Genomic DNA, 11652 nt, shown 5'->3' with positions numbered 1-11652 from the left:
CATGGCGTAAGCCCTCCCGAGGGCAGGTTGACGAACTGGACATTCATCAACTTACACCACGGCCACCCCTGCCTCTGCGCTCCTGCCGCCTCAGCGTTTTTGCACATCATTCTGCACACTACCCATGATCGCTTGCACGTCGATCAATCCGCGTTGTCGCGCACCATCAAGGAGTTGGAGGAGCACCTCGGAGCAACGCAATTCGACCGCACCACACAAGATACCCGGCTAACGCGCGCTGGCCGGATGTTCCTAGAGCCGCTTATGTGGACAACCCGGACGCGACTGCCGTGGCGGGTTCGGGGCCGATTCCGGCTGGAACTTACTTCATCGTCGCGCGCCAGAGCGGCGGCAGACTTGGGTGGCTGTGGGACTACATCAAGGATCGCGCGTCCGATGTGCATCGCGACAACTGGTTTGCGCTGTACCGCAACGACAAGGTGGTGAGCGACTATATGTTCATAAAGGGCGTGAAGCGCGGCAACTTCAGGCTGCACCCGAATGGCAGGTTCGGCGTGAGCGATGGCTGCATTACGCTCGTGAATCCGACGCAGTTCGACAACCTGCGCGCGTGGCTGCTGTCGCAGGACGCGAAAATGATTCCCGGCACAAGCATCCCCTACTACGGAACGGTAACGGTGCGATGAAAGCGATCCTGCGTCTGTCGTTGGCCGCGCTGCTGACAATCCCGGTCTTCCTCGTGCTCACCAGGCTCTATTTCATCGCTGGCTTTCTGTACAGCGACGCGGGCTTTGCACTGCTGCATCCGCTGTTTCGGCTGTTCGGTGTATTCGGCGTCGAGGGCGAAGAAAGCGTCGTTGCGGGCGTGATGCTCGTACTGAGTTTCATCGCCGCGGCCGCGCTCGTCTGGCTGTCAGTCGGGCTGCTGGCTCGCGTCAAAGCACATCGCACCGCGCCTCATTGACGGGCGTCGACGATTTCACCTGAGGCACAGCTGCCGCGGCCCCTCAACAGTCATTAACCCGCAATCAGTCGGTCGAGTCGGTTGCTTGCATCAAGCAATACCTGCAGACGGGTTTCCCGCATCTGGCGGTCGTGCTCGTTGACGATGCACGAAAGCAGTTCAATCGTCGCGGCATCCACCGCCCAGTCTCCGCCAGCGTCACCGCGCTCGCAGATCTTCACAAGCACACCCTCACCCGCCTCGAGCACAGAGAGTTCGAGCTCCCCATGTCCAGCCTCCGTGATGTACCTCGTGAGCAGCACCATCGAATACAGACGGCGCAGCAGCTTGCCGTCGCCGTGGCCCGCACGCACGGCCTCAAGCGCAACGCGGTAGGCCATGACCATTTCGTCCGCCTGTTCCCGGCCGATCGGCAAGAACAGGGCCTTCGAGCGCCGGCGTGCGACAAGCTGTGGTGTACTGCGATGTTTCTTTCCAGGCATGGAGAGTGTTGTTTGATTCGGCAATGCCGGCTCACTGGCCGCCCGTGTCCAACTGTGTTCATGCTGCAAGTCGATGCAGATAGTACAGCCGCGCGCAATCGTCGAGGATGGCGTACAGCGCTGTCAGGTTGCCGGGCTCAGGATTGAGCCATGCGTCGACGTTCTCCGGCCGAATCGGAATGATGCAGCGATCGTGACCAGCCGCAGCAATCTCCGCCGGCGGCTCGTCCGTGATAGCGGCGAATGACAACAGATCCGGCTCGCCCTTCCCCTCCCAACGCGACCAGAGGCAGGCGACGAACATATCTTCTCCCGAGTCCGACCTGAATTCGAGTACAACGTTCTGCTCCTGCTCGCCGTCGGCGAGCTCGCGCCCTTCAAGGCGATGTCGTTTCACATTTTCATAGAACGCATTCGCGACGATAAGTCCGTGCGAATACCCAAAAACTCCCTTCCAGAAGCCTTCGAGATTGCCACGCCTGGCGTTGTACGTGCCCGGATACCTGGTGTCGTAGAACGCGGGCTTGCCTGCAGGCCGGCACTGATAACGCATCGGCTTCACGACACGCTGGCCGTTTTCCATCACGATGACGGGCGCGTAGTGCCCTGGAAAGATCCGCGCGTCGCGATCCTTCAGCTCGACACGTCGCAGGTCCTCGAGTCGGCGCAGCGCGGTCGCTATCTTGTCAGTCGCAATGCGCTTGCTCTCCGTCGCGGCCTTCGTCGTCTTCCCCTGCAGCGTACGTTCAGCGTCGGCGAGCCGCGCACGCTGCTTGAAAAGCTCCTGTTCAAGCAGCGGCGCCTGGCTGGCGTTGAACCGTTCGATCATCTCCCGGATCCGGTGGGCGTCGTCCGACTGGACCTCCGCAAACATCGCGTCGACGGCCTTCGGAATCTTGATCGCCCTGCCCTGTTCACGCTCCCAGTAGAGCTCGGCGAACTCGCGGAGACTCATCTGCGCGCCGAACATCCGGACGTACTTGTTGTATTCCGCCTTGATCTGTGTTGAGTAACACATGTACGCCTCCGTTCGCCGAACCCATGATAGCGCGCTGGGATTCCCGGTGGACAGACGCAACTATGGACGGCGAATCGAGCGCTCACTGACTGCATCATCGCGGCCGCGCTGGCGGCTCGCGTAACCCGATTACGTCATTGGCTGAAAGTACCCGACGCTCATAAACGCAAGATCATGCCGAAGCCATGCCAGATGGCGGTCCGGGCGTACGCACGCTTAGTTGATGAGCTTTCGCGAATCGCCGGCCCAGAGTTCCATGAGGTGCTCGGGCTCTGACGCGCACCAAGCGTATGAGCCCCACGCGAGTTCCGAGATGCTTTTTCGGAACGGCTGACCTGACCTATCCAGGTACGCGGTCAGAAATGCAAGGTGCCGTTCGTCAAATCCGGCCTCCAACGCCATCGAGGTCAGCGCTACCTTGCGTTCTCGGTTGATAGGACCGTCCGACGCAACCACTTCCGTGAACACTACGAGCATGTCCTTGCCACCAGCGTCAGCTCCCAAATCAACAAGGATGATGTCGGGAAGCGCCTTCGTCGCGTCGATCTTCAGGCCCAGCGCATTCGCCAGTTTCTCATCGCGTGCGACGACTTTATTGCCTGACTCAGAAAGCCAAAGCACGGTCGGCTGCTTCAGGAAGCGTGGCGCGAAAACTTCAATGACAGCCTTCGCGATCACGCTCGATGGCCCTGGGGAGAGCGACCGAATCTCGCCGTTCGGGAACGTCACCGATACAGCATCCTTGGCCGCAGTCGCGCCCTGTTTCATCAGTCGCAGGCGCGACATTGCCGCCTTTGAGAGATGGGCCGCTTGCCACGCCTCGATGGCTACCTGCAGGCCGTCACCCGTCAAGTTCGGATTGAACAACGCTGCAAACTCGGCGTTCAGTGCGTACTTTGGTTTTGCCGAAGTGGTGGGAATTCCCATGCGCTCGACAACGGCGCGACAAGGAATGAGGCCCGTTCGTATGGTCTCGTCCCGAACCGGCTCGCGGCTGTTAGCTGCATACCAGGCATTGACGGGCCGGGCCTTTTTCGTAGACATGGAGTTTGCGACCCAAGCTCGACGACTCTCCTCATCAGTCTTCGCTGCCTGCTCGTCGGTCATGTCCGTGACCTGGCTGGGGCGTATCCATTCATCAGCCCCTTCGACGGCCCCCACGTAGAACATGGCATAAATCGTCCGCGCAGCCATTTCGCGCACCACGTAGTTGCGGTGCTCGGTGCCCTCGGGAAAAATATGCGGCAAACGCTCTGTGATGATATTGATTGGTGGAATGGCGCAAAGCGTCACGGTCTAACGATCCCGTAGTATCCGGCTACAGCGCGCTCGATGTCCCGCTTCGAGCCAGCCTTGTCGATAAGTTCTTCCAAAGCAATCAATTGATTGATGCTGGGCAGCGGTAAAGCGTTCAACTCGTAGGCTGACACCGCCACGCTCCCGCTGATGCAACGGAAAGCGCGGTCCACCGCTTCCGTGCTCAGCAGCGCCTCGATAGTGCTCGGTTTAACCCGCGCAATGTCGATCGACGGTGCAACGACCATGTTCAGGTGGTTTTCCACAACAGCACCGCCGGTCTTGTCGAGGTACGGCTGCGGCAAGAGCGCTGCAAGCAGGCGGCGATTCTGCTCCTTCGAGGTCGTGCGCTGAACAAGTACGCAGGATTTTCTGACGATCAGATGCGGTTGATCGTCATGGACGGCGATGAACGGCACGTGATTTCGACGGTCCGCGCTGAAAACGAAGCCTTTGGGTGTAACAGACTCCGCCCAGATCAGCGGCAACGCGCCGTCGATGGCCTCAGTGCGCAACTGTGCCTTGTGGCGATTCCAGACCAACGGCCCCGTAGAAACGGTGTACCCCAAGTCAGAGAGCCTAGTACGCATGCTCGCGATCGCCGTGAGAAACGAGGCGTCGGCGGCGGTTCTCGGGAGCAACCACGGATCGCCGGTAGCAGTGAGCGAGACGGCACCGATGCGCTCGACCTTTGCCGCATTCAACCCCTTCGGAACAAGGGTGGAAACAACCGGTGCGGCGTCGTGCCGCTTTCGCGTGTACGCCGTCAGCAACGTTTCCTGCAGAACGTCATCGAACACTCCGTCGCGGTCGGCGACAAAGTCGAGCGCCACGGGATTCATCTCGTCCGTGAGAAGTTGGCGCAGCGCCTTGAAGTATTGCCCGCCTAGGAACGAGGTTGGCGTCAAGTAGGCGACAACGCCGTCGGGCTTTGCGAGCCGCAAGGCCAGGTCTGTAAAGAGCCCGTACAGGTTGGCGTGACCGTAGAGCGAGCGCGCGTAATGGTTTCGCATCGGCTCATCCAGCGTCACGCGCCCATAGGGCGGGTTGCCAATCACCAGGTCAAAGGCTCCGAAATCCTCAGGCCGTAGCGCATCGGCGACCGTGACCAGATCCGGCAAGCGACGCTTGGCGGCGATGCAGAGCGGCATCAGGGCTGCTTCGAGCAACACCCTGGTCATCCACGCTGCGAATGGGTCGATCTCAACTCCACGGAGCCGCTTCGCGATACGCCTGAACGTCCATTCTGGCGAAGCGCCTTTGTCTCGCTGCCACATGCGCAGCGCGACAGGAGCGAGGAACGCGCCCCCGCCACACGCTGGGTCGATGGCCGTACCGTGCGTGAAATCGAAGCCCGCCTGTTCGGCAAGATCAAGCAGGCGTGTGACCAAAGGCGGTGGCGTGTAGTACGCGCCGAGCTGGGAGCGCAACGCCGTCGGCAGCATGACCGTGTAGATCGATCCGATGAGGTAGCCGGCATCTTCAACCGGGAACTCGGCGATGAGACTGCCGATACCCTGGGCGGTGCGCTGTACGTCGATTGCAAGGGTCGGAGCCGCCAATGGCATAGGCCGCACCTTCATCGCGGTCTTATGCCGTTTGCACAACGTCGCCCAATAGCTGACGATGACGGCGGTACAGAACGCTCGCGCGTGCGATACCCTGGTCTTTTCGGTCTTGCGTGATTCCGCGTATCCCCGCGCCATCGCCTTGCACGCGGCGTACCGCGTGAGCGGATCGACAGCAGGGTCTACCCACGTCTCTCGGGCTGGGTTGGACATTGTTGGTGTTGGTGATGGTTCAAAGTTTGACGGGATTGTAGCGCTTCGCTGTCACCACTGGAATTTTGCCGTCGGAGCGGGCGCTTGCCGACTGATCGGATATCCGGAGCCCCGCCAGGCAAGGGTTCGGAATGATCCGTTTGTGGGCGTCGGGCACTTTCAGCCTTGCTCGCGAGGCGCAACGAATCCGCAACGGCCGGGTCAGGCATGGTGTTCTCGATCAACCTCGCCCCGATCAGCAATGAAGCTGGCCACTTCGACCTCAAACTGACGAGCGGTATCGACGGCATTTGCGTCGCCGCCACCGAACGCTATGGCCACGTATCCTGAGGCTAGATCCTGGACGGACTCTCCGACATGCAGTGCGAGAGAGGTTCCCATTGGAAGCAGATTCGTATTGGTGGAGGAATGCATCCCCATTGCTTCCAGCTTGCTGCGCGCTTCCTGAAGAATGTCCCACACAGCTACGTTGTCTACGATAGTCATGGCGCCCCTTGGCTCCTCATTGAGTGTGATTCCGCTGCGATTCGTTCCGCAACGGTTCTTCTAACCGACTGTCTGCGTAGTACTGGGCTGCGGCCTCGAGCATGCGCCGCTGCTCGGCGCGCACATAGATCGACGTCGTCTGCAGTGACGCGTGGCCAAGAATGGCCTGCACAACATCCGTCGGCATTGCGCACGCTGCAGCCTGCGTGCCGAACGTATGCCGGAACGCGTGAGCCGATGCACCGGCCAGCTGCTTGAGCTCGGCAGCCGTGACGGCATTGTGCGTGGCGAGCCGGCGAACGAGGCGGCGCGACGCCGATCGAACGAGCACGCCCAGCGCGTCGACCTGATACGGCGCGTCACCCTCTGCATGGCGTTCGAGTTTTTCGCGGCCGCTGCGCGTCGCGAGTGTCACGAGTGTCACGATCAGTGGCCCGGCTGCGTCCGTCGCATCGAAGTCACGGCCACGATCACGCCAGTGCTCGCGCAGCGCCTCAACAGTTGCCGGACTGAGCGGCATCGTGCGCGCGCGACGGCCCTTACCTGTGACGGACAGCGTCCACATCGGCGGCTGGCCTGACGCGACGCCCTGCGTGTCCAACCGCACGCCCTCGCGTCGCGCTGCCGCCACCTCACCTCGACGCGGACCCGAGTCGCCCATTAACAGGATTGCGGCACGGGCAATCCGCCATTGGCGGGCAACATCGGTCTCGCCGTCGGCCAGCTGCTGGAGCTCGGCGCGCAACACTGCCCACAGCCGCGCGGGCAACGCGCGATGCACGGCAATCGGCGTTTCGCGCACGATCGTGGCCGGATCCTGCACGGCGTGCCACGGGTTGCCGGCCAGATACCGCACATCGACGAGCCAGGCGAACGCCGCACGCAGCACGCGCACCGCGTACGCCTGGCTGTCGACCGACAGCGCACCGGTGAACGGCCTCCACCGGACGCCCGTGCGCGATCGACGCGGGCCAGTGAACGCCGGCGTCGGCACAGCGAGAAAATCCTTGTAGGCCTCGCAGTCCTCGACGGTCACCGACGACACAGCCGCGCCGCGCACGATCACGGCCCACAGCACGAACCGTTCGACCTCGCGCGTGTAGGCACGCAGTGTCGCCGGCCGGTCGCGATACCGGTGCAGCCACGCGTGCAGGGCAGCGAGATCGTGTGGCGCGCGGATGTAGGCAAAGCCGGTCGCGCGGTTGTCGCCGCGGCGGCCGCCGTGCGTGCCCTCCCCGCCTGACAGATTCGCCGGCACCGCCATACGCTCGAACGACGCGAGGTGCGGCCGCTCGGGCGGGCCGCCGATCACGATCGCGGATCCAGCTGCAGGTACAAGCTCGCGCGTGTCGATGTCCGCCTCGAGCGCGACGCCGATCGACGCCTCGTGCCGGCGCAGCCAGGCGACGATCGTGCGCGCGTGGTACGGACCGATCCGCGGCACCGATCGCCACCACGTGCCGCCGTGGGTGTTGCACCGGGCGACGAGCTCGCCCAGCGTGCGGATCCCCTCGCCGGCCAGGCGCTTTGCAATGAGCGGCCGGAACCACAGGCCTACCCCGTGTTCCGCGAGCCGCACGAGCTCGTCGCGCATGTCGCGCAGGTACCGCTCGAGGAGTTCAGTCGTCGTGGCCTGCGGTGACGACTCGGGATCGTAGTAGAGCCGCGCGATCGTATGAAGCGGCACGCCCTGTACGCGCGCGCAGCGCCGCGAAATCGGTCCGCGTGAAGGTTTGCGGTGGTAGCCGGGTCAGCTGCTGAGGCTGGTTAGCCACGTCCGGGGACTCTGTGCTTGTCATCTGCGCTCCGCTACTCCGCTCGTCTCGCACGAATGGCATCGATCACCTGAGCACCTAGATGCCGGGTGTTCAGGTCATTCCCGTTACCGTTTTGCAGCGACACATTCAACTGCTGGGCGATGATGCGCAATGCCGGTTTGACTGGCTGGACACTTACGCCCTGGTGCTCAACCTCGATGGCACCACTCTCACGCTGGCGAACGACGTACTCGCCGTAGCTGATTTCGTCGGCAATGCCAGCCGTCGGCTCATAGTTGATCTCCGTTGCGTTCGGCATGAGTGCGAGCACGTTTCCGATCGCGCGGAGCGTCTGGGAGCCCCACTGCGTGGTGAATGCGTAGGTTTTCCCGTCGGCGTGGAACAGGTCTTCGTCCGACGTGTAATTTCGCAGACGCTTCCCCGGAAAAGCTGCCTCCAGCTGCTGTTCGTTGAACTCGCCGTCCACCGATAGAAAGACGTTACCCTTCCAGGGCATGGCGTCCATGATCTGCCTGATCGAGATGCCACGCCGGATCGCCTCGGCGACAATTTCATAAATCAGGCGACGCTTGGGCAGGTTGGTATAAACGGCATCGCCGATGGTCAGGTCATAGCGCGTCATGTCGCGCTCCGATGCGCGAGCTGCCGCCGCCTGTTCCATCGACTTTTCCCGGACGGCCACCTGGTACTGCTCGGCCTCAGGTAGCGGGATAACCTGCTGGATGTCCACCAGCACGCGATTCTCGAACAGGTGCGGCCGCATCTGGACGCATCTCAGATCAAGCCCCTGCTTGTTCAGCCACAGCACGGTGGTTGTCAGTTCCTGCGGGAAGTCGGACGCCGCAAGCACGATCCGGACAGTTTCTGACAGGGCCACCGGCCCCTCTTCCTGCTCAAGGAACTCCCGGATTGCCTGCTCGGCATCCGCGGTGGAGCCAGTCGACTGCAGGTACTTACGGTGCGCCTCCACCGCCTGATCGAACCGCATGGTCGAGACCATCGCGGCATACCGCAAGGCCTGCAGTTCCATGTGCGCGCCATCTTCGCGCTTCAGTTCCACCACCACAAGCTGGGCCTGCGCGTCGAGGCACAGCAGATCAATCCGTCGGTTGGCGCCAACCCAGTCGCCGAACTCCTCGGCCAGCACCATGGTCTTCACGCCCGGCGTGATCGCCGCGATGTGCGTGCGCACGGCGCGCTGGATGTTACGTTCGAGCATGCCCGTGTCGGTGAACGTCTTCTGTGCGACTGGCTTCAGTCCGTCGCCCGCGATCTCGTACAGCGCCATGTTCTCCACTCCCGTTTCAGATTGCAGCGCTGGGGGCTGCGTACACCCGCCGCACGCCGTTGCACTGTCAGTTCGCGGCGGCTGCCAAGTCAGCTGCTGGACACGATCGCTACCGTCTCAGTGCGGGTCTTGTTCGTCCAGCAAGCGGGTCTCGTAGTCCTGGCCGCCGTAGTAGACGCCCAGTACGGACACGATGTCGTCTGTCACGCGAAACGCGATCACGGCACGCTTGCGGTAGTGGGTGATGCGCAGACCCGGCAGCAGGTCGGCACGGGAAACGCCCCTTTCAGGGAACGTCGCGAGCGACACGCAGAAATCCACGATCGCGTCGACGTATTGCGCGGCCGTCTCGGGCACGCCTGCCACGGCAATGTACGCCTCAAGCGTGGCGAGTTGCTCAAGCGCCTCGGGCGCGAACTGGACGCGGTACGTCATGCCTGGTCAGTGACGCCGCGCCGGCGACGCAGCTGCGCGCGCACCTCTTCGACCGACAGGCCGCGCCGCGGATCGGCCTCGAGCGCGTCGGCGGCCGGCAGCACCTGATGCATCAGCCAGGACTCGACGGCACGATCGCGCGCGGCGAGCGAGCGCAGTCCGTCGCGAATGACTTCGCTTTCAGACGCGTACTCGCCGCTGGCGACCTTGGCTCGCACGAGATCGGCCATTTCGTTCGGCAGCGTGATGCTCATCTGCTGGGTAGTGCGCATGACAGTTCTCCTGCTCAACAGGATTTAATCCTACTCGCCGGGCGCTTACCGGGCAAGTTGACGGACGGGACCGCCGAAAAGTGTGACGTAATGCGACTTCCCGATATTCTAACGATTAAAACCTTATCTGATAACAGCAGTTATCAGATAAGGACAGTTTCGCCACCCTCCTCTGTTCCAGCCATAATCCGCCCGCCGACGCGCTGCCGGCACCGCCTGCGCAGCCCGCACGGCGGGCACCCAGTGACCTCACGGCAACGCGAAACGGCGGCCGGCACCGGCCGCACGCGCCGCCCTCCCCCTTCGGCCACCGTCCGCGCCGCCGCTTGCCGGTCGTCGCGCCAGTCGATGCCGCTTGCGCGCGAGTCGAATATGTATAAATATACATCTGTACGTTTACACAGTGAGGCTTCCAATGGACCCGCTCGTGCGACTGCTCAACGACGATGACCGGCACGCGTTCGCCTGGCTGCAGGCCCACGTGGGCCGCACCCGCGTGACGGCCGCGGCCCGGTGGCTCGCCGGCGCTGGCCGGCCCCTCTACGTCTCTGCGCTGTGCCGCTACCTGGGCGTCTGGCCGCCGGCACGATCGCGCGCCACGGGCACTGGACCGGCCAGTCCGGTTGCCGACCTGCACCTTGCTCGGATCCGCGCCATTCTCGCGCAGCGCGGCACTGCGCCGTCCTCTGGCCGGTCAACCCGCGCGGGACCTCGGCGCCGCCGGGCATGCGAAGTCGAATGGGCGGGTGCGATTTTCGGCGCAGGGCCACGCGCAGCACTACAACGCAACGCCTCAGTGAACCGTAAGCGTGCGAACGAACAGCTCAGCCCATTTCAGAGCGTCGAAGACCAGTGGCTTGAGCACGGGCTTGGTACCGTGTACGTCTCCCATCCTCGAGCGCAGCGTCTGCATCACAAAGGCCCCCTGGTTGAGTGCACCGCGGAAATTACCTGCGAACTGCTTCACGGTTTCAGCGTCCCAGCCGAGTCCGTTCAGCGGACCGTCGAGATCGACCGTCGCCCGCGCCCGATTGCAGCCCTCCTGGAACGAGCGGCCGTGTTCGCCTAGTACGCTCGCGACCGCAGCGTCCACCGCCCCGCAGGCCGCCGAAATGGTGCCGCCTAGGTTACCATCGCGAAAGCGCTGGACGGCTTTCACCAGATCGGTACGGGGCACATCGGGCAATTCGGCAAGCGCTGTAGGGTCGAACAGCTCAAGAGGTATCAGATGATGATCTACCAGCCCCCAACCATGCCGGGCCAGCTGGTCCGTCAGGCGGGATTGCAGCGCCGGCTCGCGCGTGAGCATTTCCTCCGCGACCAGAACAACGAAGCGCGCGCGTGCCTCGGGGTCCAGCTGCCCAATCGAGCCATCGATCGCCGATAGCAGTTGGTCCTTGGTCGCCCCTCTTTCCGGCTTCTGCTGGAGATGGGCCAGCAGCGTGAGATCGAGCCCGGCGAGCCCGACAACGTTCTTGATCTTGGCGAACGTGAAGTGCTGGTCAAGGCTCGCGCGGAGCGTGCCCCATGCAGCGGCAATGGCGGGCATGGCGGTTCCTGTCAGGTGTGAATGCGACACGATTCTCGCGCACTGCTCGCCAGAATGCGATCCTGAGACGAAATCCCGTGCGGCCGCCGTCGCGCTACTGGACTGGAAATCGAACCAAGCTGGGTGGCTTCAGCTATCCGATAGCTACCAACCAAAAAATATATCTGGTAGCTATCGGATAGCTATGCAGTAGCTACCAAATCTCACCCCTCTTCGACTAGGTCCTGTTCACATTTAAGAGCGGCCCGAAGGCAGACACGATGGAGACAAAGGTGAGGTAGCTGTGGGCGAGTTTGTCATATCGAGTGGCGACGCGACGAAAATGCTTGATACGCTTAAAGA

Annotated in this window: 13 protein-coding genes and 3 pseudogenes; 6 read left to right on the top strand and 10 right to left on the bottom strand. The window is 62.7% G+C overall.

What is annotated here, in order from left to right:
• Positions 1-126: 126 nt before the first annotated feature.
• The 3 genes and pseudogenes from BVER_RS34450 to BVER_RS23260 form a co-directional block, all read left to right on the top strand.
• Positions 127-258: pseudogene (locus BVER_RS34450) on the top strand (LysR family transcriptional regulator); the annotation flags it as partial.
• A gap of 8 nt (positions 259-266) precedes the next feature.
• Complete coding sequence (locus BVER_RS30535; RefSeq protein WP_050455297.1) at positions 267-647, top strand: DUF2778 domain-containing protein; 381 nt, start codon at positions 267-269, stop codon at positions 645-647.
• Positions 644-925 carry a hypothetical protein gene (locus BVER_RS23260; RefSeq protein ID WP_050455296.1) on the top strand — a complete coding sequence of 94 codons (282 nt, stop codon included), beginning with the start codon at positions 644-646 and terminating at the stop codon, positions 923-925. Before BVER_RS30535 ends, BVER_RS23260 begins: the two co-directional genes overlap by 4 nt.
• Before the next feature lie 53 nt (positions 926-978).
• Here BVER_RS23260 and BVER_RS23255 read toward each other — a convergent pair whose 3' ends face one another.
• From BVER_RS23255 to BVER_RS23215, 9 genes are all read right to left on the bottom strand, one after another.
• Entirely contained in the window at positions 979-1476 is a 498-nt protein-coding gene (locus BVER_RS23255) for a transcriptional regulator fis family protein (RefSeq protein ID WP_157056183.1), read from the bottom strand.
• Positions 1466-2425 (bottom strand): SOS response-associated peptidase family protein, encoded by a 960-nt coding sequence (locus tag BVER_RS23250; RefSeq protein ID WP_050455294.1) that lies wholly within the window; start codon positions 2423-2425, stop codon positions 1466-1468. The genes BVER_RS23255 and BVER_RS23250 overlap by 11 nt, the downstream gene beginning before the upstream one ends.
• Positions 2426-2641: 216 nt before the next feature.
• Positions 2642-3718 carry a BsuBI/PstI family type II restriction endonuclease gene (locus tag BVER_RS23245; protein WP_050455293.1) on the bottom strand — a complete coding sequence of 359 codons (1077 nt, stop codon included), beginning with the start codon at positions 3716-3718 and terminating at the stop codon, positions 2642-2644.
• On the bottom strand, positions 3715-5502 hold the full coding sequence (locus BVER_RS23240) for an HsdM family class I SAM-dependent methyltransferase (RefSeq protein ID WP_050455292.1): 1788 nt from the start codon (positions 5500-5502) through the stop codon (positions 3715-3717). The genes BVER_RS23245 and BVER_RS23240 overlap by 4 nt, the downstream gene beginning before the upstream one ends.
• Positions 5503-5703: 201 nt before the next feature.
• Entirely contained in the window at positions 5704-5988 is a 285-nt protein-coding gene (locus BVER_RS23235) for a hypothetical protein (RefSeq protein ID WP_050455291.1), read from the bottom strand.
• A gap of 16 nt (positions 5989-6004) precedes the next feature.
• Positions 6005-7675 carry a site-specific integrase gene (locus BVER_RS23230; protein WP_050455290.1) on the bottom strand — a complete coding sequence of 557 codons (1671 nt, stop codon included), beginning with the start codon at positions 7673-7675 and terminating at the stop codon, positions 6005-6007.
• Between the two features lie 122 nt (positions 7676-7797).
• Positions 7798-9054, bottom strand: a complete 1257-nt coding sequence (locus BVER_RS23225; protein ID WP_050455298.1) for a PDDEXK family nuclease — start codon at positions 9052-9054, stop codon at positions 7798-7800.
• A 117-nt stretch (positions 9055-9171) separates the two neighbouring features.
• Positions 9172-9489 carry a type II toxin-antitoxin system RelE/ParE family toxin gene (locus tag BVER_RS23220; RefSeq protein ID WP_050455289.1) on the bottom strand — a complete coding sequence of 106 codons (318 nt, stop codon included), beginning with the start codon at positions 9487-9489 and terminating at the stop codon, positions 9172-9174.
• Entirely contained in the window at positions 9486-9761 is a 276-nt protein-coding gene (locus BVER_RS23215) for a type II toxin-antitoxin system ParD family antitoxin (protein ID WP_050455288.1), read from the bottom strand. Before BVER_RS23215 ends, BVER_RS23220 begins: the two co-directional genes overlap by 4 nt.
• A gap of 415 nt (positions 9762-10176) precedes the next feature.
• On the opposite strand from BVER_RS23215, the pseudogene BVER_RS36675 reads away from it, so the two are divergent.
• From BVER_RS36675 to BVER_RS36665, 3 genes and pseudogenes are all read left to right on the top strand, one after another.
• A pseudogene (locus tag BVER_RS36675) lies at positions 10177-10332 on the top strand (CppA family protein); the annotation flags it as partial.
• A 657-nt stretch (positions 10333-10989) separates the two neighbouring features.
• Positions 10990-11148: a hypothetical protein gene (locus BVER_RS36670; protein WP_502255034.1), complete on the top strand. Its 159-nt coding sequence runs from the start codon at positions 10990-10992 to the stop codon at positions 11146-11148.
• Between the two features lie 42 nt (positions 11149-11190).
• Complete coding sequence (locus BVER_RS36665; protein WP_502255033.1) at positions 11191-11331, top strand: hypothetical protein; 141 nt, start codon at positions 11191-11193, stop codon at positions 11329-11331.
• A gap of 196 nt (positions 11332-11527) precedes the next feature.
• Here BVER_RS36665 and BVER_RS32790 read toward each other — a convergent pair.
• Positions 11528-11652: pseudogene (locus tag BVER_RS32790) on the bottom strand (IS5/IS1182 family transposase); the annotation flags it as partial.

The sequence above is a fragment of the Candidatus Burkholderia verschuerenii genome, from assembly GCF_001189365.1.
In the GTDB taxonomy this organism is placed as follows: Bacteria; Pseudomonadota; Gammaproteobacteria; order Burkholderiales; family Burkholderiaceae; genus Caballeronia; species Caballeronia verschuerenii.
This window is presented reverse-complemented; position numbering and strand designations above follow the sequence as displayed.

Excerpts from the sequence above, each read along its gene's own strand:
- BVER_RS23240 (WP_050455292.1), bottom strand. The coding sequence starts at position 5,502 with ATGTCCAACCCAGCCCGAGAGACGTGGGTAGACCCTGCTGTCGATCCG.
- BVER_RS36670 (WP_502255034.1), top strand. The coding sequence starts at position 10,990 with ATGATGATCTACCAGCCCCCAACCATGCCGGGCCAGCTGGTCCGTCAG.
- BVER_RS36665 (WP_502255033.1), top strand. The coding sequence starts at position 11,191 with ATGGGCCAGCAGCGTGAGATCGAGCCCGGCGAGCCCGACAACGTTCTT.
- BVER_RS23225 (WP_050455298.1), bottom strand. The coding sequence starts at position 9,054 with ATGGCGCTGTACGAGATCGCGGGCGACGGACTGAAGCCAGTCGCACAG.
- BVER_RS23220 (WP_050455289.1), bottom strand. The coding sequence starts at position 9,489 with ATGACGTACCGCGTCCAGTTCGCGCCCGAGGCGCTTGAGCAACTCGCC.
- BVER_RS23215 (WP_050455288.1), bottom strand. The coding sequence starts at position 9,761 with ATGCGCACTACCCAGCAGATGAGCATCACGCTGCCGAACGAAATGGCC.
- BVER_RS23250 (WP_050455294.1), bottom strand. The coding sequence starts at position 2,425 with ATGTGTTACTCAACACAGATCAAGGCGGAATACAACAAGTACGTCCGG.
- BVER_RS23260 (WP_050455296.1), top strand. The coding sequence starts at position 644 with ATGAAAGCGATCCTGCGTCTGTCGTTGGCCGCGCTGCTGACAATCCCG.
- BVER_RS23235 (WP_050455291.1), bottom strand. The coding sequence starts at position 5,988 with ATGACTATCGTAGACAACGTAGCTGTGTGGGACATTCTTCAGGAAGCG.